Source organism: Stieleria sp. JC731 (genome assembly GCF_020966635.1).
Taxonomy (GTDB): Bacteria; Planctomycetota; Planctomycetia; order Pirellulales; family Pirellulaceae; genus Stieleria.
The window spans coordinates 1,043,898-1,064,461 of the sequence record NZ_JAJKFQ010000001.1; the positions used below are offsets into that span (position 1 = coordinate 1,043,898).

General features: G+C 54.1%; 16 protein-coding genes. 12 read left to right on the forward strand and 4 right to left on the reverse strand.

Going from position 1 to position 20,564, the window contains the following annotated elements; translation table 11 throughout:
• Positions 1-79: 79 nt before the first annotated feature.
• Positions 80-955, reverse strand: a complete 876-nt coding sequence (locus LOC67_RS03450) for a PP2C family protein-serine/threonine phosphatase (protein WP_230261115.1) — start codon at positions 953-955, stop codon at positions 80-82.
• A gap of 170 nt (positions 956-1,125) precedes the next feature.
• Here LOC67_RS03450 and LOC67_RS03455 point away from each other — a divergent pair, with 170 nt between their 5' ends.
• The 3 genes from LOC67_RS03455 to LOC67_RS03465 all read left to right on the forward strand — a co-directional run bounded on the left by LOC67_RS03455 (position 1,126) and on the right by LOC67_RS03465 (position 2,936).
• Complete coding sequence (locus LOC67_RS03455; RefSeq protein ID WP_230261116.1) at positions 1,126-1,344, forward strand: DUF2945 domain-containing protein; 219 nt, start codon at positions 1,126-1,128, stop codon at positions 1,342-1,344.
• On the forward strand, positions 1,341-1,550 hold the full coding sequence (locus LOC67_RS03460; RefSeq protein WP_230261117.1) for a hypothetical protein: 210 nt from the start codon (positions 1,341-1,343) through the stop codon (positions 1,548-1,550). Before LOC67_RS03455 ends, LOC67_RS03460 begins: the two co-directional genes overlap by 4 nt.
• 63 nt (positions 1,551-1,613) lie before the next feature.
• Positions 1,614-2,936, forward strand: coding sequence for a DUF1080 domain-containing protein (locus tag LOC67_RS03465; RefSeq protein ID WP_230261118.1), 1,323 nt, complete (start codon positions 1,614-1,616; stop codon positions 2,934-2,936).
• Positions 2,937-3,434: 498 nt separating this feature from the next.
• Here the strand turns inward: LOC67_RS03465 and ispH are convergent, their stop codons facing one another.
• The gene (ispH, locus tag LOC67_RS03470) at positions 3,435-4,364 is read right to left on the reverse strand and encodes a 4-hydroxy-3-methylbut-2-enyl diphosphate reductase (protein ID WP_230261119.1); all 930 of its coding nucleotides are present in this window, start codon (positions 4,362-4,364) and stop codon (positions 3,435-3,437) included.
• Positions 4,365-4,494: 130 nt separating this feature from the next.
• Between ispH and hpnC the strand changes: the two genes are divergently transcribed.
• The 4 genes from hpnC (at position 4,495) to LOC67_RS03490 (ending at position 10,587) form a co-directional block, all read left to right on the forward strand.
• The gene (hpnC, locus tag LOC67_RS03475; RefSeq protein ID WP_230261120.1) at positions 4,495-5,382 is read left to right on the forward strand and encodes a squalene synthase HpnC; all 888 of its coding nucleotides are present in this window, start codon (positions 4,495-4,497) and stop codon (positions 5,380-5,382) included.
• Between the two features lie 17 nt (positions 5,383-5,399).
• Entirely contained in the window at positions 5,400-6,380 is a 981-nt protein-coding gene (locus LOC67_RS03480) for a phytoene/squalene synthase family protein (protein WP_230261121.1), read from the forward strand.
• Positions 6,377-7,840, forward strand: a complete 1,464-nt coding sequence (gene hpnE / locus LOC67_RS03485; protein WP_230261122.1) for a hydroxysqualene dehydroxylase HpnE — start codon at positions 6,377-6,379, stop codon at positions 7,838-7,840. The genes LOC67_RS03480 and hpnE overlap by 4 nt, the downstream gene beginning before the upstream one ends.
• Before the next feature lie 257 nt (positions 7,841-8,097).
• Positions 8,098-10,587, forward strand: a complete 2,490-nt coding sequence (locus tag LOC67_RS03490) for an FAD-dependent oxidoreductase (protein ID WP_230261123.1) — start codon at positions 8,098-8,100, stop codon at positions 10,585-10,587.
• Between the two features lie 46 nt (positions 10,588-10,633).
• Here LOC67_RS03490 and LOC67_RS03495 read toward each other — a convergent pair whose 3' ends face one another.
• Entirely contained in the window at positions 10,634-11,194 is a 561-nt protein-coding gene (locus tag LOC67_RS03495; protein WP_230261124.1) for a peroxiredoxin, read from the reverse strand.
• Between the two features lie 76 nt (positions 11,195-11,270).
• Entirely contained in the window at positions 11,271-12,353 is a 1,083-nt protein-coding gene (locus LOC67_RS03500; RefSeq protein ID WP_230261125.1) for a DUF3500 domain-containing protein, read from the reverse strand.
• A gap of 176 nt (positions 12,354-12,529) precedes the next feature.
• Here LOC67_RS03500 and LOC67_RS03505 point away from each other — a divergent pair, with 176 nt between their 5' ends.
• The 5 genes from LOC67_RS03505 to gcvH all read left to right on the forward strand — a co-directional run bounded on the left by LOC67_RS03505 (position 12,530) and on the right by gcvH (position 20,485).
• Positions 12,530-13,942, forward strand: coding sequence for a hypothetical protein (locus tag LOC67_RS03505; protein WP_230261126.1), 1,413 nt, complete (start codon positions 12,530-12,532; stop codon positions 13,940-13,942).
• Positions 13,939-16,968: a PVC-type heme-binding CxxCH protein gene (locus tag LOC67_RS03510; protein WP_230261127.1), complete on the forward strand. Its 3,030-nt coding sequence runs from the start codon at positions 13,939-13,941 to the stop codon at positions 16,966-16,968. The genes LOC67_RS03505 and LOC67_RS03510 overlap by 4 nt, the downstream gene beginning before the upstream one ends.
• A gap of 405 nt (positions 16,969-17,373) precedes the next feature.
• Complete coding sequence (locus tag LOC67_RS03515) at positions 17,374-18,336, forward strand: Gfo/Idh/MocA family protein (RefSeq protein ID WP_230261128.1); 963 nt, start codon at positions 17,374-17,376, stop codon at positions 18,334-18,336.
• 575 nt (positions 18,337-18,911) lie between these two features.
• A complete protein-coding gene (gene gcvT / locus LOC67_RS03520) occupies positions 18,912-20,048 on the forward strand; it encodes a glycine cleavage system aminomethyltransferase GcvT (protein WP_230261129.1) in 1,137 nt (378 codons plus the stop codon).
• A 35-nt stretch (positions 20,049-20,083) separates the two neighbouring features.
• Complete coding sequence (gene gcvH / locus LOC67_RS03525) at positions 20,084-20,485, forward strand: glycine cleavage system protein GcvH (protein WP_230261130.1); 402 nt, start codon at positions 20,084-20,086, stop codon at positions 20,483-20,485.
• Positions 20,486-20,564: the final 79 nt, after the last annotated feature.

A 20,564-nucleotide genomic window follows, 5' to 3' on the forward strand; every position in this document is an offset into this window, starting at 1 on the left:
TGCAATCAATATGTATGTCGTGGCAGCTGATCAATTCGATCTCGTTTAAGCGCCGAGTTGAGCGTCTGTTTTCTGATAACTACTTGGCCGTGACTTGGCTTACCACTGCGGTAATGTTGTCTGGGCCGCCCGCCTCGTTTGCCATTTGAATTAATTTTTCGGTTGCTTGGTCGCAATCTGGTGAGTTCGCGACGACATCTAGCAACGTCTCGTCGTCAAGAACTCCACTAAGCCCATCGCTACATAGCAAGATGCGGTCACCTTCAGAGAGCTGCGTCCGAACAGCTTCTGGACGGACAATATTGCCGCCCGCTCCGACACAGTTCCACAGCACATGACGCCAGTGATTTAACGATGGGTCGTCTTTCTCGAATCCACCATCGGAAATCATCTGCTGAGCGATTGTGTGGTCCGTTGTTAGTTGGCGGATCTCGTTGTCACGAATCAGGTAGCAGCGACTATCGCCGGCGTGGACGACGTACATTTTTGGTGGGATGACATAAGCCATGGTGACGGTGGTCCCCATCGAGCGACTTCCGTCGTTGCTTTGAGACCACAACTTTTGCTGAATGGAGACTAGGCAGTGAGACAGTTCTTCGACGAAGTCGTCTTCATCCGAAGCGGTGAGCTTTAGAAACCACTGCATCATGTCGAGCACGTATCGAGCAGCGGCCTCGACAGCAATGCGGCTTGCCTTTTCACCGTCCGCATGACCGCCCATCCCGTCGGCTACAACGAGAAGGTGACCTTCTTGGCAACCGAAAAGCTCGTTTCCGCACTCGCTGTGATTAACGTCCGTGGCTCGGATTGTCAGCTGCCGGCGCAAATCGGCGATCAGGTAATGGTCTTGGTTTTCGCGTCGTTTTTTTCCCACGTCGGAGCGACCAGCCACTAGCAGTTCTAGTGACTTGGCAACGTCCAAGTCGATGGTCGTGTCGGCTGATGACTGTAACATCGTTCAGGGCTCCCACCGCCATTCCGGCGGGTTGTTAAGTGGGACGGTTGGTGTGTGGTTAATTTCTCGTTGCGGTTCAAGTCTTGTGCCAATGCAATCGCCAGTGGCGCGGTGTTTGCTGTCTCCGTCCGGGAAATATCCATATTGCCTCGCCTCACCTTGGGAAAACGATGGGACAGAAATTTCAAGTCAAGCAACACGTGCAGTGGGATCATGCAGGAAATACCGCGAAGGGCCAGATCACCGAAGCGTTCAAAGAAAAGGTAACGCGAACAATCAAGGGAAATGAGGTGACGAGGAATGCCAGTGAGGATGAACCTGCCTACCTGATTGAACAGGAAGATGGCGATCGCGTTCTCAAAAGTGAATCGGAGCTGTCGAAGGCGTGAATCACGCAACCGGTGTCGTTCGATACAGCGATCGGATCGATTGGTATGAATTCAAGCAGTCTGGCCGATTGGCCACCGGGTGTTTAATCGAGCAAGAACGAAGGGATGTGGGCAGCGATGTGGGACTACATCATCGTATTCGTCTGTCGTGTAGGTTTGCCGAGGAGGCTGCGGTACAATTGTTCGCTGCGAATCGCTACGCATGAACAAGTCTCCGGTGACTGGGAAAAGTTTCAGTCGTCACCCACCAACAACCTGCCGTTCCGAAAATGGTTCATCTCCCCGCTCGTTTTTTCTATGGCTGCTGCTGTGTCTTAATCCTTTCGACGTTCGGATGTGGGTCGAGTCAAAAAGGCGGGGCGGACGAGAGCCGTCTCAATTCTTCTGAGCCAGCTGATTCATCGCAGCCAACGGATAAAGAATCCGCTAAGGAAAAAAATCCAAGTCCGACGACGAAGCAGGCGTACGAAGTTAGTGCGGAGGAGTTGCTTGATGCTCGGCTTGCTCCCCAGGAAGTCGCTGACGGTTGGATTCGATTATTCGATGGGCACACACTGTTTGGATGGCAAGTTAGTGCAGATGCGAACTTTCGGATCAAAGATGGAACGATCGTTGTCGACGAGGGGCAGCAAGGTTTGCTCTGTACTTCAACGACTTGGGGCGATTTTGAGTTGACGTTGCAGTTCAATTCGGACGTAAAAACGAACAGTGGTGTCTTCGTTCGCACACCGCTTGTCCCCGAAGATCCGGCATCCGATTGTTACGAAATCAATATCGCACCGGACGACAATCCGTTCCCAACCGGAAGTGTTGTGATGCGGCAAAAGGTCGATGCTGATGCCGCCGGCCCACAGGCCGCGAACCAGTGGCGCGACATGAAGATCGTTGCCAATGGTCAGCACGTTACGGTCGAGCTCGATGGAAAAGTCGTTTGTGAGTATGACGATCCGACGGAACTGGAAGCTCGTCGCATCGGCCTGCAACACAATTCGGGGCGAGTTGCATTTCGTGACATAAAGATTCGCCCGCTCGGTATGGATGCGATGATCGACGAGTCGTTATCGAAGTGGAAGAAGTACCCCGAGATGCAGGGCGAGTTCACCGTCAATGGTGAAGGTGAGTTGCACGTCGATGGTGGAAAGACTCAACTAGAAACGCTTGATCGCTTTGGTGATTTCGTACTTGTCAGTGAGTACAAGATTGACAAACCCAACATGAATTCGGGCATCTTCTTTCGATGTATCCCGGGCGAAGAGATGATGGGATATGAATGCCAAGTCAACAACGATTTTAAGGACGAGTCGCGATTGTCACCGGCCGATTGTGGCACCGGAGGAATCTTTCGTCGGCAGGATGCACGCGTGGTTGCCGGTGACAACGGAAGTTGGGCAACGGTTTTGTTGCATGCTAATGGCAATCACTTTGCCGCGTGGGTCAACGGAGTCCAGGTTAGTGATTGGGAAGATACACGTGCCGAGGACGTCAACCCACGACGCGGTCGCCGCGATGAAGCGGGGACGATCATGATCCAAGGTCATGATCCAGAAACCGACGTGTTGTTTCGTGGTATGAAAATCACGACGATCGAATAGCAGATGCGTTGGTTTACGTGGTGTGACGGCAAAGCGGTTTAGGTTGATTTAACTGAGCCGGGTCGCGCTAGCGACGGTTGTTTGTGTGGTGATGGATCGTTGGTTGATTCAACCGCGGCTAGCGCCTTTGCGGCTCATGGTGTTGGAACTGAGTCGGTTCGCGCTAGCGACGGTTGTTTGTGTGGTGATGGGGCGTTGGTTGATTCAACCGCGGCTAGCGCCTTTGCGGCTCATGGTGTTGGAACTGAGTCGGTTCGCGCTAGCGACGGTTATTTGTGTGGTGATGGGTCGTTGGTTGATTCAACCGCGGCTAGCGCCTTTGCGGCTCATGTTGTTTGGACTGGGCCGGTTCACGCTAGCGACGGTTATTTGTGTGGTGATGGATCGTTGGTTGATTCAACCGCGGTTAGCGCCTTTGCGGCTCAGGGTGTTGGAACTGAGCCGGTTCGCGCTAGCGACGGTTATCGATCCATCGTCACTACCAATAATGTCGTCCTATCAAACCAACGAACGCAGTGGTTTGGGCAATGGAAACTCTACCGATTCTTCTCTGACGGTTGCGAGTTCAACAGTTGCGTCGAATTGTTGCTTGAGCCAATCGATCGTTTCTTGGACGACGGATTCTGGCGCGCTCGCTCCGGCGGTGATCAAGACAACATCGTCCGCCTCGAAATCGTCGGTCGATAGGTCTTGAGGTCCGTCGACCAAGAATGATCGTCGCCCCTTTTCTTCGGCAAGCTCTTTAAGGCGACGACTGTTGCTGCTGTTCTGGCTTCCTAAGACGACGACTTTATTTGCATCATCGGCCAGCGTTTTCACGGCATCTTGACGGTTTTGGGTGGCGTAGCAAATGTCTCCTTTCGGAGGGCTTTTGATGCTGGGGAAGCGCGACCGAAGTTTTTGGATGATGCGATTGGCATCGTCGACGCTTAGTGTGGTCTGGGTTAGCAATGCCAGTTTGGATTCGTCGACGACAGAAAGTGAATCGACGTCGTCTTCGGTTTCGACCAAGATGATCGCCTCGGGGGCTTCACCCATGGTTCCGATGACTTCGTCGTGGCCTTCGTGTCCGATCAGAAAAATCGTGTAGCCGGCTTTCGCGTACTTGATCGCTTCCAGGTGAACTTTGGTGACCAGCGGACAGGTCGCGTCCAAAGCGGTCAAGTTGCGAGCTTCCGCGGCCTTGCGGATTTCTGGCGATACGCCGTGCGCAGAAAACATCAGTACGCTGCCTTCGGGGACTTCGTCGATCGAGTCTACGAAAACAGCTCCTTTGGATTTAAACATTTCGACGACATACTGGTTGTGCACGATTTCGTGGTAGACGTAAACCGGCGCGCCGAAGTGTTTCAGGGTGAGGTCAAGGGAATCGACCGCCATATTGACTCCGGCACAAAATCCTCGGGGGGCTGCCAGTACAATTTTCATATTTCAAGCCTGTTCAGTTGATTCATCAGCAGGGGCGCCGGTCGCGAAATGGCATCCGATACGTTGGCGGGGAAGTTCCCCGGGTCGCGCGTGTTCGTGTTCGTGAGTCGAATTGATTAAAAAACAAACGATGGAGCCAGAATCATTGTCGTCGACGTCCCATTCTGCGTTAATTGTCCGGCAAAGCGAGCGGGCGTGCCGACAATTGGCGCGTGGGCATTACGAGAATTTTCTCGTCGCATCGATTCTACTTCCGCGGCGATTGCGGGCACCGTTTTACAGTATTTATGCGTTTTGTCGCACCGCCGATGATGTGGCCGACGAATCTGATAGCCCACAACACGCACATGAGGGGCTGGATCGGATCCAAGAGGAACTGCAAGCAACTTTTTCCGGCAATCCCCCCGATCACAGTTTCTATCCCGCACTTTCACACACGATCACAACCTACGCAATGGAACGCCAGCCGTTTTTTGACCTCCTTTCGGCGTTTCGCCAAGACCAGGAAGTCAACCGGTACGAATCCATGGATCAGCTTTTGGACTACTGCAGCAGGTCCGCAAATCCCGTGGGGCGAATGATTTTGAAACTTGCCGGCATTGACGACACGCAGCGTCTGGAGCTGTCCGATCAAATCTGCACGGGGCTCCAGTTGGTTAATTTCTGGCAGGACGTCCGCCGAGATCTGTTAATCGGGCGAGTTTACTTGCCGAGTCAATTGTGCGACCGTTTCGACGTCGATGAATCGATGCTGAGCCAACAAACGACTGCAAAGCCGCTGCGTCGTCTATTGGCTGAGCTTTGCGATGAAACCGAAGGATACTTCCGTCGCGGACGCCTGCTTGCCGACGATGTTCCGAAGTGGCTTGCCAAGGACATTAAACTGTTCATTCACGGCGGGCTAGAAACACTAAACGCGATTCGGCGGATTGACTTTGATGTGCTGCGAAAGCGTCCCAAGGTCGGGAAGCTGACACAAGGCAAGCTGGTTTTATTGGCGGTTTTGGGTAGGCTATAGCGAAAACAACTGCATCGATGCAATCTACGCGAAGGATCACAGCCAGCTACCGAGACGTTCGACGCATTGCACGTCGGAGTCGGAGTAATTTTTACCGATCGTTTTGGTTGTTACCGAACCAGAAGCGACGATCGATGTGTGCGCTGTACGCGTTTGCGCGGGTGACGGATGACATCGGAGATTGCAATGAGCCGGCTGCATTGAGGACCCGTTGGCTCGATTGGTGGCGGCAAACGACGGCGCTGAACTTGATCGCTGACAAACCCAAGGATGAAGTGTTGTTAGCGGCCGGCCTGCCTGACAATACATCCGATTGGCCGATTGATTTGGTTACCAAAGCCAACCAAATCTTTCCGGCGCTGCATGATACGGTGCATCGGTTTCGCATTCCGTCGCGGTATCTATTGGAAATCATCGACGGCGTCTTGGCAGATCAGCTGAAGACGCGATTCGATACTTATGAACAGCTCGAACACTATTGCTATTTGGTCGCCTCCGCCGTCGGTTTGGCTTGTTTGCACATCTGGGAGTTTCGCGAGCCGCTGCCTTCGCAAGCCGCGATCGACTGTGGTTTAGCATTTCAGCTGACGAACATCCTACGGGACATTTCCGAAGACGCTCGACGAGGTCGGATCTATTTGCCGAGGCAGCATTTCGTCCAGCACGGGCTTTCCGAAGATGATCTGCTGAAGCCACGCGCTGATGATCGTCTTGCCTGTTTGGTCGAAGACGAGATCCGGCGGGCAAAGGTACTGTACGCCAGCGGCTGGAAGGTTTTCGATGCGCTCAGCCCAGACGGTCGACCGATGTTTTCAATGATGTGGCGTACCTACCGTCGATTACTCGATCGAATCGCTGAAGATCCGCGTGCGGTCGCGACGCGGCGTGTCAGGCTTTCTGCCGGTGAACGATTTGGGTTGGCATCGAACCATTTTGTGCAGCCGTTATTTCACCGTCTCGAAATACCTCCTGCCGAAGTCAGCGAGATCGCTTCGTGAGTGTTGCCAAAGTGAGTGGCGGCGAACCGGTCGTTATTGTCGGCGGCGGCTTGGCAGGTTTGTCGGCAGCGGAATCGATCTCGCGTCTTTCACCGGATCGGCCTGTTGTCGTTCTCGAAGCCAAGCGTCGGACGGGAGGACGAACGGGATCTTTTGATGATCCTCAAAACGGCGAAGTCGACTATTGCCAACACGTCGCAATGGGATGCTGTTTGAATTTTCTGGATCTGATGAAGGGATGTGGGTTGGATCGGCATCTGCGTCGGTCAACTTCGCTAACCTTTTTGCATCCCGACTATCCGCCCAGTCGGTTTGCGCCGAGCCGGTGGTTGCCAGCACCGCTGCATCTTCTTCCGTCGCTCAACCAGCTAGCGTTTTTAACATCGCCGCAGCGACGTGAAGTCAAACGCGGATTGTTGAAACTGCTGCGCTGTCCAGCTGAATCATTGCGAAACATAGATGCCGCATCTTGGCTGCGAAAGTCGGGGCAATCGGATCAGACCATACGTCATTTTTGGGACGTGATTTTGGTGAGTGCTTTGGGCGAGCAATCTGATCGCGTTTCGATGGCTGCGGCACGAAAGGTTCTGGTTGACGGATTCGCGATTGCTCGAGGTGCAAGCGATGTTCTTGTACCGACGCGACCTTTGGCGGAACTGTTTGGTCGGGCCGTGCCAGAGGAGCTGAAACGTCGTGGCGTTTGCGTGCAAACAGGTGCGGTCGTCAAGTGCATTCGGGAAGATCGAACGGTCGAATTTAATAGCGAGGCGCGGTCGATCGATTCGATCAAAGCTTCCGCAGTTATCTGTGCCGTTCCATGGTTTAGGGTGGGCACGTTGTTTGATCGTTGGCCCGCCGGAAAGCCGGGACAAACAAGTCCGCAAACGGCTCTCGCCGGGATTGAATCGATAGCCACGTCGCCGATTAGCGGAGTTCATCTTTGGTTCGATCGACCGATCATGGAATTGGAACATGCGGTTTTGGTGGGAACCGTGTCGCAGTGGATTTTTCGCGATCCGATCGAATTAGATGACCAGCCAAATGGCGAGGTTACCCCGAGGCATTCGTATTACTACCAAGTCATCATCAGTGCCTCAGCAGACGCCACGTCGATGGGAACTACCGAATTGGTGGAGCGTGTACATGCAGAGCTACGACAGTTTTTTCATGCAGCCATTGATGCGAAGCTGCTTCGGTCCCGAGTGGTGACCGATCCGAACAGTGTGTTTTCGATCTCTCCTCTGGTCGACTCTCTCCGTCCATCAACGGCTACCAGTGTCGAGTGGCTCTGTTTGGCCGGTGACTGGGTTCAGACGCATTGGCCTGCCACCATGGAGGGAGCGGTGATCAGCGGGCGCATGGCAGCCCGTGCGGTGCTGTCGCACTTAGGGGTGTCAAGGCAGGAGCCAATCCCACAGCGTCCTCCCGCAGAGTGGCTTGCGAAATTGCTTGTTCGTTGAACCTTGTCGTCTGATTGATCAATTTAGCCGGCAGGTTTCGCAAGCAACTGGAAGACACCTGATGGGGTAGGTGCGGATTTGCAACAATGTCAAAGGCGGCGTCTCCCGTTTTGAGTTGCTGCTACGTTTAGATGCAGGATTGCTGAGTTGATTTGCGTGCCCGCCTGAAGCGGTTCTTGCCCACTTCGCGGTTGGTGGATTGCCAGCCAGCTACGATCCCCAGCACGACAGTTTTTTCGCGGATCGAGTTACTTGGTGTGGATACGTCGCTTCCGGAACATCTTCAACAACGTCTTCGATGGATCAAGTCGCCTGACGCATGCTGTGGCGGTCCGGGCCAATTTGTGCTGTATTGGATGCACAACGCGCTGCGTGCTCATGAAAACCCTGCGTTAGACGTTGCGATCTGCCTTGCCCGTCAAAATGGTTTACCGCTGCTGGTTTACCATGGGCTTAGTGAGCAATATCCGTTTGCGTCCGACCGGCATCACGCGTTTATGTTGCAAGGCCATCGCGACGTTCAGCATGAGCTGGATAAACGCGGGATCGTTGCCGCATTTCATTTGCAGCGAAACGGGCAGCGTGGTCCCTATCTAAGAAATCTGGCTCGCAGTGCTGCGGTCCTTGTTAGCGAAGAAATGCCCGTTCAGCCGATCGTCGGATGGATGGAACGTCTGTGTGCGACATGCGAGACTCCCGTTGCTGCAGTGGACTGTTCTTGTTTGGCGCCGGTGGCGGAGTTCGCGAAGCAATATCCAAAACCGTTCACCAGGGCATTTCAGTTCCGCGATGCGGTCGCGAGTTTCCATCAGCAATCGCTGCGACAGGACTACGAGGAGCAGCCGGTCGATGTCGCGATGTGCGATTTGGAATTCTTGAAAGACAAGTTTCAGTTGAACCCGCTGTGTCTTCAAGACGAAGATCTTGGGCAGCTAATTCGGCGATGCAGGATTGATCACTCGGTCGCCCCGGTGGCGGATACGCCTGGCGGGTCAAGGGCGGGCTACGCCAGATGGGATGCGTTCAAGGCGTCCGGCTTGGCAAAATACGAAGCGACACGAAATGATCCGCTATCGCAAAGCGGGTGCAGTCGGATGAGTGCCTATTTGCACTATGGGATGGTCAGTCCGTTTCGTGTCGCGCGGGAAGCGTTTCGGCTAGAGGCAACAAAATATCTCGACGAGCTGCTCATCTGGCGAGAGCTTGCGTTTCACTTTTGTTTTCATCATCCGGACACGATCGATTCGCTTGATGCTGTTCCGTCATGGGCGCGAAAGACTCTGATCCAGCATCAAGACGATCAGCGTGAAATGGAATGTAGTTGGGAGCAGCTTTCCAGGGGCCGGACGGGGCACGGATTATGGGATGCGGCTCAGCAAAGTTTGCTGCGACATGGCGAATTGCATAACAACGTTCGGATGACATGGGGTAAGGCGTTGCTTCAGTGGACTGGCTGTCCAGAACGGGCGCTGCAGCTGACCATTGATTTGAATCATCGCTTTGCCCTCGATGGTCGAAGCCCGTCGTCCTACGGCGGGATTCTTTGGTGCTATGGTCAATTCGATCGGCCGTTTAAACCCGAGCAGCCGGTTTATGGAACCGTTCGGACACGTCCGTTGGAGATTCATGAACAGCGATTGAGTATTCCACGTTTTAAGACCAAGGTGAGTCGACCGATCGCGATGTCGCTTCCGAAGGTCGCAATCGTTGGCGCAGGCATCGGTGGCTTGGCGGCAGCAAGGGTGCTGCAAGATCATGGGATCGAAGTCACCGTTTTTGAACAGTCAGACATGGTTGGCGGACGCATCGCGACTAAGACCGCAAAGTCCGGCGATGGGGCCAATCAATATCAATTTGACTATGGCGCGCAGTACTTTACCGGTTGTGATCCGACGTTCCGCAGGTATGTCAACAGTTGGATCCAAGAAGGCTTGGTGCAACCTTGGCTGGGGAGGATCGTTTCGGTCTGTTCAGAGGGGCAGATCGTCAAGGAGCAGTGCTGCAAGCCTCGTTATGTTGGTGTTCCCGGGATGGATGCAGTCGTCCGTCATTTGGCAAGTGACTTGGATGTGCGTTTGGGAATGCACGTCAAGGGTATGGAGTGCCAGAGGGGACAACGGTACCGTTTGTTGTTTGGAAATCCCGCGGATTCGGTGGACTATGACGTCGTGATTAGCAACGGCTCGCCATCGCAAATGTCCGGTCTGTTTCCTGAGGAAAGCGATCTCGCCGAGAAGGTTCGGAAGGTCCAGATGCGTCCGTGTTTGGCATTGATGGTTGCCGATCCTTCTTTGGTCGATCTTCAATTTGATGCAGCTTTTGTCAACAGTGGCCCGTTTTCGTGGGTCTCGTCCAACGGTGGCAAACCTGGTCGTCAAGTAAACGGCGAGTGGGTTGCGCACACGAATGCAGATTGGTCGAGCGATCACTTTCTCATGTCGAAGGACGATGTGATCGAGATGCTGTTGCCGGCGCTAGAAAAGGTTCTTGGGCGATCGCTTAAGATCTGTGACTATGTCGATGTGCACCAATGGCAACATAGTGAAGCGGTCGATCATTTAGATGACGAATACCTGTTCAATCGATTTGCGGGCTTGGGTGCGTGCGGCGACTGGTGCAATGGGCGAAAGTTAGAGTCTGCATTTATGAGTGGCGTCGGACTGGCGGGAGCTATCCTGCGTCACTACACAATTGACCGACCCGCATTTGTCGATGAACTCGGGGCACGGGCAACACTGAACCAATGACGCACCTATCGAATAGGTGCGTTGCGTTCTGAGTTCGGTCTGTCCGCTACTTAAGTTTGGCAATCACTGCGGTGATCTTTTCTGGATCTTGGGCCGCTTTGACTTCCGAATCCTTGTAAGCGATGTTGCCATCGAGATCGATGACAAAGGTCCATCGTTTGGCCGTGGCTTTGCGGACCAGCTCTTTTTCAATGTTGCCGATCAATTTCGTGACAGCCTTGTCTCCAAGGGTGACGGGGACTCCGAAAGCCTCCGCGACTTTGCCTTCGGTATCGGCAAGCAGTGTGAAATTCAGATCATGGACGTCTTTGAAAATTTTGTGGTTTTCAACCGTGTCACCGCTGACGCCGATGACTTCGACGCCTGCGTCAGTGAAGTCCTTCATCTTGTCGCGATATCCGCATGCCTGCTTGGTGCAACCACCAGTCATGTCCGCGGGGTAAAAGTAGACGACCAAGATTTTTTTGCCGACGTGATCTTCGGACTTCCACATCTCTCCTGAGTCCGCTTTGGCTTTGAATTTTGGAGCTTTGTCGCCGATGTCAACGGCGCTAGCGGTCAGGCTGCAGGTGAAAGTGAGAAGCAGTGTGGTGAGGATCAGTTTCATGGTGGGAATTGAGGTGGGGATAATTGGTGTCGGAGAGTGAGTGATCGAAAGCAAAATGTTGGGAACGTTGATCGCTTTACGCATTCAACTTGACGCTGGAATCGTCCGCGATATTGACCCAGACATGCACGTGTGGCTTTCCGCGATAGTGCCAGACGAAAGAGGGGCCTTCCAGACGCCAGTTGTCCCAGACGCCATCCTTGCCAATGTCAGAGTCCTGGTAGAAGGCTAGCGAGCACGCATCCAGACCGCCTTGTTTTTTCAGGCACTGCAATGCTTCTTGTTGATCGCTGTCGCGGTACATCTCGACCAGCAGACCGAGAGTCTTTTGCAGATGTTCCTTCTGGTCAGATGACATGTCGGTCACTGGCAGCCCAGGAATGTTTCCGTTTCCGCGGAAGGCAACCGCTTGCTCACGAGGCGTTCTTGGCAACAAGGCTGCCTTTTGCTGGCGTCCGTCGAGCATTTTGTAAAGATCGTTGGCCGATACCGCTTGATGCCAGAAAACATTGTCGGTGTGTTTGGGGTCTTCGTTGTCGGCGGGGGCGTGTCCATAGAACACGGGACCGCCAAAGGCAACGTGGTCTGCCGAGTTGCCGTCGCAGCGCAACGTCATGTGCCGACCGGTAAGAACCATTTCAAACTTGCCTTCACCGGGCTTTCCAAAAATTGCGATGGACTGCTCAACGCCGAATCCGCCTGCGTCGTCGGATAGTTGTTGGTAGTAGCGTTCGTGCCATTCTGGATGAATGATCGATTCAAAGACTTTGGTGATCAGATCTCTTTGTTCGTCGCTGTAGAAATCATCAACAATCTCGTGTTTGGTGATGTTCCAATTGTTCGCAACAAATGTCCGCAGCAAACCACGTTTCGGGTCCTGGTGATTCCAGTCAAAGCAGATGTCGTTTCGTTGTCGGTCGGAAAGCGTCGAATAAAGCTGTCCGACGAGAGACTCGGCTGATGTTTGTTCGGCAGCCAGTGTTGGAGAAGCCAACTGGTTTAATACGGCACCGCCAAGTGTCGCGGTCGCGACCGCCGCCGAAGCATTTTTAAGAAAAGCTCGGCGAGGCTGCGGGCTTTGGCCTGAGAGGTTGTTGTTCAGGCGGTCGGACTTCTGGCGATCGGAATGGGAGCGGTCAACGTGCGAATGGGAGTTCATGGCAATGCCTTTGGGAGGGGACGTTCACGCTATGATAGAGCCGATTCTAACTGATTGCGGCGGACCAAATTGAAATGAACATGCAACTTTGTGGCAGATCGATCGTGGCGGCCAAGACGATCGGGCAATTCACTGTGGGCATAAAATCTAGGTATCGTGGTTGCACGGTCGGGCTGGTGCTCTTCTTGCTGTTGTTCTGTCTGGATGTCTCGAATTCGTCAGCTCAGCAAGACGCGTCAAGTGCCGGTTCCACAGGTAAATTGTCGACAAGCGAATTGCGATTGGCGACGTTCGATCTGGACGTGACGCCTCCGGTCGGATCAATGATGGCTTACGATCCGGTTCGTCGGAATGACGAACTCGGATTGCGTTGCAAGGGGATCGTGATCTTTGGTTCGGGACAGCCGATCGTGCTCTGTGCGGTGGACTGGATCGGGATTTCCAATGGGGCGCACGACGAGTTTCGAAAAGTCTTGGCTGGTGCGGCAAAGACAGACGTTGCAAATGTTGCGGTCCACACATTGCACCAGCATGATGCCCCGCGTTGTGACTTTACGGCCGAGCAGTTGTTGCATCATGTTGGGGCAACGGATCTGGGGCCATTTGAAAGTTCACACCAACGCCAAACCCTGGTTCGGCTTGGAGAGGTTGTTCGCGACCGAATCCAGAATGCACGGCGAGTGACCCATGTTGGTTTCGGCACTGCGATTGTCGACAAGGTTGCCAGCAATCGTCGACTGATGGGACCTGATGGCAAGGTCTATGCGACTCGCTACACCACTTGCCGAGATCCAAAGATGCGAGCCGAGCCTATCGGAACGATCGATCCGGAGCTTAGCTGCTTGGTTTTCTACGAAGGTGACTTGCCCATCGTTTCCTTGACGTACTACGCGTGTCATCCGCAGAGCTATTATCGCACCGGTGTGCCGAGTCCTGACTTTCCCGGGATCGCTCGGATCATTCGGTCTCAAGATACTCCTGAGGCGATGCATGTTCACTTCAATGGGGCAGGGGGCAACATCGGTGCAGGGAAGTACAACGACGGCGACAAAGCGAACCGTCTGGTTTTGGCTGCCCGAGTTGCCGAAGCAATGGCGAGTGCTTTCGAATCGGTGCGGAGGTTCCCAGTGGAGGCAAACGATGTGCGCTGGGCAACGCAATCGGTCGCTTTGCCGGCAGCACCGCACCTGAACGAAACAGAGTTGCGGGCGGCCCTTCAGTCACCGAGTCCGGAAGTTGTTCAAAACGTTCCCGCCGATTTGGCGTGGCTGTTGCGATGCAAGTCAGGGCATCGGGTCGATTTGGGGTGCCTGTCGATCGGTGATATTCGAGTGCTGCACATGCCTGGCGAATTATTCGTCGAATATCAGTTGGCAGCCAAGGCGATGCGCAAAGACCTGAGCGTCGCGATGGCCGCTTACGGTGATTATGGTCCTGGGTATATCGGGACAGAGATTGCGTATGGACAGGGTGGCTACGAAACGAGCACGCGAGCTTCCAGGGTTGCTCCTTCGGTTGAAAAGCAGCTGATTGCCGCGATGGAAAAACTGCTTGACGTCGGGCCTTCTTCGACAAAGGAATCGCGATGATCTGGCAATCGCTGAAATGGTCCGACGGTGCCGGCGTTCGACACCGCATGCCTGCATCTACGCGGCAGAACGTAGGGGCTTCGTTGGTGAAGATTGTCGTTATATGCGAGATTGCCGTTTTGTGCCTAAGTCTCTGTGGCGGAATCGCAAGTGCGGAGGACTTTGCTGGCGTGCTTCCGCGAATCGAGCCGACAGAACCAAAGCACACACTCGATGGCTTCAATGTGGCCGAGGGTTTTGCGATCCAGCTGATCGCTTCGGAGCCACTGGTGAATAGTCCCGTTGCAGCCGAGTGGTCGGCGTCGGGCGAGTTGTTTGTCTGCGAGATGCGAGGCTACAGCGAAGAGCGAGATGCGGGTCTATCGCGAGTTTCGCGTCTCGTCGATGAAGACAACGACGGTGTATACGACTCATCGAAAGTTTTCGCAGATGGGCTTTTATGGCCGACCGCGATCTTTCCGTACCGAGGCGGATTGTTTGTTGGTGACGCACCAGACCTTTGGTACATGAAAGACAACAACGGCGACGGGGTCGCCGACGAAAAACGCGTTGTTCTGACGGGCTTTTCGACCAGCAATGTCCAAGGACTTTTAAATTCATTTAGGTGGGGGCTCGACAACCGTATTCACTTGGCGGTGGGAACCGCAGGCGGGAATGTGCGTCGCCCCGATCAGGATGTTTCCGAAAGCGTTTCCGTTCGGGGATTCGATTTGGCGTTTGACCCCGATACTTTTCAATTCGAACGAACCAGCGGTGGCGCCCAGCACGGTATGTGCTTTGATGATTGGGGACGAAAGTTTGTTTGTTCAAACAGCGATCATTTACAGCAGGTGATGTATGACGATCGCGATTTGGATCGCAAAATCACCTATCCGGTGCCTTCGGCGCGATTGTCGATAGCGGCTGACGGTCCTCAGGCAGAAGTGTTTCGGATCAGTCCGGTTGAACCCTGGCGTGTCCTCCGAACAAAGTTGCGTGTCGCCGGGATCGTTGGTGGTCCGGTCGAAGGCGGTGGGCGTGCGGCAGGGTATTTCACTGGTGCCACAGGAGTCACGATTTATCGAGGTGACGCCTGGCCGGATTCGGATGGGCCCATTGCGATCATTGGCGATGTGGGCAGCAATCTGATTCATCGCAAGCGGTTGGTGCGTCAAGGTCTAGAGTTCTTAGGACGTCGGATCGATGAAAACGCCGAGTTTGTTGCTTCCATCGACAATTGGTTCAGGCCAGCACAGTTCAGCTGTGGCCCTGACGGTGCCCTGACCGTGATCGACGTTTACCGCGAAGTCATCGAACATCCCAAGAGCTTGCCTCCCGATATTAAACGTCACCTCGATCTAAACGCGGGACGCGATCGAGGCCGGCTTTATCGCGTCGTTCCCCAGGGTTTTGTTCATCGACCGACAGCGAATTTGGCCAACGCGTCGACTGATGCGTTGGTTAGTTATCTCGATCACGACAACGCTTGGCATCGTGAAACGGCAGCACGTTTGATCTATGAGCGTCAAGATCCTGCAGCGGAACGATGGCTGCGAGAATTACTAAAGCATGGCGCCGCGCGAGGCAGGATGCACGCGATGTATGCACTCGATGGGATCGGAAAGTTGCGTCATGAAGATGTCATCACAGGGCTTGCCGATAGGCACGATCAAGTCGTGTGTCATGCGATTCGGTTGGCGACAAGGTATGGTGCTCGAGTTGACGTCATCGAATCGTTGAAGCCATTGGTGAACCATCCATCGATCGATGTCCGGTGCCAGCTTGCTTTTTCGATGTCAAAGTTTGCAACGGATCAATCGGCCAGTTGGCTTGCATCGATCTTGGCGCGCAACATTAGTAATCGCTGGATCCAATTGGCCGTGATGTCATCGATTGGTGATCAAGCTGAAAGGTTGTTGTTCGAAACGTTGGCGATGTTTGAAAGCCATGAATTGAACCGAGACGCGGTCGCCTTCATTGCGACGTTGGTCGAATCGGTTCAAGGGTCGATGGATGGTCAGGCCGCAAGGCGACTGGCAGAGTTGCTGCTGGAAAAAGGAAGCGATGGGATTGCGTTGCCAATGTTCCACGAATTCTGTCGCGGACGGTGGAGAGTTCTCGTTGGCGATGATTGGGTGGCCAAGATCGAAGCTCGGCAGCAGCAGCTGGTTGATCAAGCGATCGACCGTTATGCCGATAACGATGCGAGCGATCAATCTCGCATCGACGCGTTGATGCAATTGGGACCGATTGTCGATCAGCGATTGGATCTGGCGGCCATGGACGTATTGGCAAATCATCAATCGATGTCGCTTGTCAGTGCGACGCTGCGTGCGATGAATAGTCGTGCGTCACGCTCCGTTGTCAATGTGGTTTTGGATCGGATGAAACAGTGGAGTCCTCAGATCAGGAATACAGCTTGTGAGTTGCTTTTTTCCAGTCCCGCGCAGGCCCAATTGGTTTTTCAGGCAATTGATGAAGGCCACATCGCGGCGGAAGATTTTCCAATGATGCAGTGGAAGCTGCTTTCGGAAAACAGCGACGGTTCGATTGCTGACCGGGCGAAAGGAATCGTCGCCAGCGTCAAATCGCCGTCGCGTCAATCGGTGCTGGATGAGTATCAAGACGCGTTAAAGCTGGTGGGCGATGCTTCGCGTGGGGCTGTTGTGTTTCGCGATCAATGTGCGAGCTGTCATCGCGTCGGTGATATCGGCCACGAAGTCGGGCCAAGCTTGATGGCGGCTGCCACCAGGGGAGCGGATTCGATCTTGGTTAATGTTTTGGATCCAAACCGTGAAGTGAATCCGCAGTATCGCAACTATGTTGTCTTAACAGATGAAGGTCAGACATTCAGCGGCATGATCGTTGGCGAGAACTCAAACAGCATCACGCTGCGAGCAGCCGAATCGCTGGAGCAAAGTGTTTCTCGCGATCAGATCGAATGGATCCGTGACACCGGTGTCTCTATCATGCCGGAGGGGCTCGAGAAAGTCATTTCGACCCAGCAGATGGCTGACTTGATCGAGTATCTGCGTACGGCGCATTGAAGTGGCTGATGAATCGTTTGATCGATTTCGATTAGGTACTGTTTTCAGCTCTACTAGCGACCCATTGATTTTCAGTTTTTAGCTCTCATCAAGTTGCCTTGGGCGGCAACAGCGGAAAAGGACGCTACCTACACGGAGTGTAGGGCGACAATGGCGGGAAAGATCGCTACCTGCACGAGGTGTGGGGCGATAACTGCGGGAGAGAGCGTTCCCTACACGGAGTGTACGCGACGATAAAAAATTAATAGGCTGCTGGTATCGTCGTTGGGCATTGTGCGGCTGCTGCTTGGACTCGGAACTGCTTCGACAATCCTTTAAGATGTCAACGCACGTTTGTGACGTGGTGAACACTGGGCAAGCGGCTGAGCGAATTAGCAACTAACCTTACGGAAAGCAACAAGTTATATGACGACGATTCGATGGGGATTGGTGGGCTGTGGTGACATCGCCGAGAAACGAGTGGCAGATGCGATCAAGTGTGACCCGAATTCGACACTGCAAGTGGCTTGCCGACGCAATGAAGAAAAGTTGATTCAGTTCGCGGACCGCTATGGCATCGAGCATTGGACGACCGATGCCGATGAGTTGCTCGCTCGCGATGATGTCGATGCGGTTTACATCGCGACACCGGTTGACTTGCATGCGCCGCAGACGGTCAGTGCCGCGACGGCGGGCAAGCATGTGCTTGTCGAAAAACCGATGGCGCTAGATTCAAAACAGTGTCAGTTGATGGTGGACGCTTGCGAGCAGGCGGGGGTGAAACTTGGCGTCGCATACTATCGCCGTTTCTATCCGGCCCTCGCGCGTGTCCGTGCACTGTTGGAGTCGGGCGAACTTGGACGACCGCTTTCGATCTTGGCGACAACGGGGAATCCGAATCGCTTTCCACAAGACGATTGGCGTGTGGTGCGTTCGCGCGGTGGTGGTGGCCCGCTGATGGATATCGGAAGTCATCGCTTGGACCTGTTCGTCGCTTTGTTTGGCGAGGTCGTGGACGTGCGAGCCAAATGTGCAAGGTCGCCAGACTACGAAGCCGAAGAGATGGCAACGCTATTGGTCGAATTCAAGAAAGGAACCCATGGTGTGCTGCAGTGCTATTTTGGAACGACTGACACGCCTGATCGTTTGGAGGTGATTGGAACCGAAGGTCGCGTCACGATCGAAGATCTGAACGAGGGGCGATTAAAAGTGGTGACGAAAGTGGGGGAAGCCTCTGAGCATTTTCCGCCGCACGAAAACTTTCATGCCCCTTTGGTCAGCGATTTTACGCGAGCAATTTTAGAGGGCGTTGACCCTGCGGTTACCGGAGCGGAAGGTAAGAAAACGAGCGACATAATCGAAGCCGCGTACGGGTGTTTTCCCGGTTAGATCCTGCGTATCAGGGTGTCACTGAGGTAATTGCCCATCAGTGATTGCTGTGGCTCACTGGCCGGGGTGTCCGATAGCGGAGCAAGATCGCTGGCTGATCGCAAATCACGGAGGCGGCCCGGGGAGTCGCGGTGCCACCTGGGGAGGCGCGGCGGTCGTGCCGTTTGGTGCTGTGATGAGCACTGAGGTTGCAGTTCGACATTCGTTCAGGATCAGTTGGACAGGGCAGCGAGGGCACTGAAAAATTATCGACGTTTAGCGTGGGCAACTGTACGCATCGGCAAGTCGAGGGGAGATTCCTTTCCTTTGGCGATAGTGACACTGGAACCGCATTGGATATCCATTACACTCTGAATCTCTCAGGCGGCAAACGCCGTCTGGGCACCGATCGTTGACATGTTGGCCCGCGTAAAACGCATTTCCTTCTCTTGGTGAATCGCTGTGATTGCGACCACCCGGATCGGGCTAGGTGTGTGTGGTGGGTGCGATGCTGGGATCGGTAGCAGGCTGCCGGTCCGAAGTGGTATCGGCTCGTCGAACCCCGTTCACACCCCGAAAGGTCCGCGAGAGACTGAATGGATCAAGCCGACACTTCTTTATTGTCACAGACACCTCTGGATCAGTGGCACCGCGATGCGGGAGCCAAAATGGTGCCGTTCGCGGGCTATGAAATGCCCATCCAGTACGATTCCATCGTCAACGAGCATCAAGCGTGTCGCACCAAGGCCGCGCTGTTTGACGTTTCGCATATGGGCCGGTTGCGATTTGACGGCGACGGTTCGGCAGAGCTACTGGACCGTTTGTTGACTCGGCGAGTTGTCGATCTACCTGTCGGCGGAGTGCGATATGGGATGGTTTGCAATGAAGCGGGCGGCATCCTTGATGACGTCCTCGTCTCGCACTTAAAAACGCCAAGCGACAAGTATTATCACCTGCTGGTCGTCAACGCGTCCAATCGAGCCAAGATAGTCGAATGGGTCAAGCAACATCTCGACGACTTTCCCACCGTGACTTTTTCTGATCGAACGGAGTTGACGGCGATGATCGCGGTCCAGGGTCCGTTGGCGATGGAAACCTGTCGCAAGCTCTTCAGCTTTGATCCATCGAGATTGAAGTACTACCAAGCCACGATTACCGACCAGTTTTCTAAGCCCGTGATTGTCAGCCGTACCGGTTACACAGGCGAAGACGGATTTGAATTGGTTGTGCGAGCTGAAGAAGCGGCACGGGTCTGGGAAAATGTCATGCTTGCCGGGCGTGACGCAGGGTTTGCACCCGCCGGACTTGGGGCACGCGATACCTTGCGGATGGAAGCCGCGATGCCGCTTTACGGACATGAGTTAGACGAATCTACCGATCCGATCAGCGCGGGATTGTCATTCGCATGTAATCTCGACGATCGTGACTTTATCGGACGCGATGCGATCGCCAAGATCAAGGCCGACGGGCTGAAACGCCGTCGAATCGGATTGTTGCCCGAAGGCCGACGACCCGCTCGCGAAGGTTGCGCCGTAATCAGCAAGGACGGAAAAGAAGTCGGCGTGATCACCAGTGGCGGTCCTTCACCGACACTCGGCAAGCCGATCGCGATGGCGATGGTCGACATCGATGTCGCCGACCAAACCGAGTTTGAAATCGATATTCGCGGAAAACGTTCCGCCGCGACGGCGACTAAGTTGCCGTTTTACCGTAGACCAAAAACTGTTTCCTAATCCTTCCAACGCCTGCCGAAAAGGAATTTTGATCCGTGTCACGCGATAAGAGCACGTTGCTGTACGCCGAAACTCACGAGTGGGTGGATGTGTCCGAAGATGGCGGACAAAAGATTGCAACGATCGGTATCTCCGACTTTGCGATCGAACAACTAAACGACCTGGTCTACATGGATTTGCCGGAAGTCGGCAAATCGTTCGACTTTGGTGAAGAGTTCGGTGAAGTCGAGTCGGTCAAAGCGGTTAGCCCGCTGTATTGCCCGGTCGCTGGAGAGATCATCGAAGTCCACGAAGGCTTGCCCGATAACCTCGATGGGCTGAACGATGATCCGTACGACTTCGGTTGGATTGTCAAAATCAAAGTCAGCGATGACACCGGCCTGAGTTCATTGATGGACTACGCGGCCTATCAAAAACAGTGTTCAGAGTCGGCATAACGCGAGGCATCAGCCCTCGGCGACTTGCCGCTTGGAACTAGGAAATCTTTTGCACGGATCGCAACGAAGGTCGGATCGA

Bases quoted from the DNA above. Each gene is read 5' to 3' on its own strand.
- LOC67_RS03480 (WP_230261121.1), top strand. From the start codon at position 5,400: ATGCAATCTACGCGAAGGATCACAGCCAGCTACCGAGACGTTCGACGC.
- ispH (WP_230261119.1), bottom strand. From the start codon at position 4,364: ATGAAAATTGTACTGGCAGCCCCCCGAGGATTTTGTGCCGGAGTCAAT.
- LOC67_RS03500 (WP_230261125.1), bottom strand. From the start codon at position 12,353: ATGAACTCCCATTCGCACGTTGACCGCTCCCATTCCGATCGCCAGAAG.
- gcvT (WP_230261129.1), top strand. From the start codon at position 18,912: ATGGATCAAGCCGACACTTCTTTATTGTCACAGACACCTCTGGATCAG.
- LOC67_RS03455 (WP_230261116.1), top strand. From the start codon at position 1,126: ATGGGACAGAAATTTCAAGTCAAGCAACACGTGCAGTGGGATCATGCA.
- hpnC (WP_230261120.1), top strand. From the start codon at position 4,495: ATGGAGCCAGAATCATTGTCGTCGACGTCCCATTCTGCGTTAATTGTC.
- LOC67_RS03510 (WP_230261127.1), top strand. From the start codon at position 13,939: ATGATCTGGCAATCGCTGAAATGGTCCGACGGTGCCGGCGTTCGACAC.
- LOC67_RS03495 (WP_230261124.1), bottom strand. From the start codon at position 11,194: ATGAAACTGATCCTCACCACACTGCTTCTCACTTTCACCTGCAGCCTG.
- LOC67_RS03515 (WP_230261128.1), top strand. From the start codon at position 17,374: ATGACGACGATTCGATGGGGATTGGTGGGCTGTGGTGACATCGCCGAG.
- LOC67_RS03450 (WP_230261115.1), bottom strand. From the start codon at position 955: ATGTTACAGTCATCAGCCGACACGACCATCGACTTGGACGTTGCCAAG.
- LOC67_RS03465 (WP_230261118.1), top strand. From the start codon at position 1,614: ATGGTTCATCTCCCCGCTCGTTTTTTCTATGGCTGCTGCTGTGTCTTA.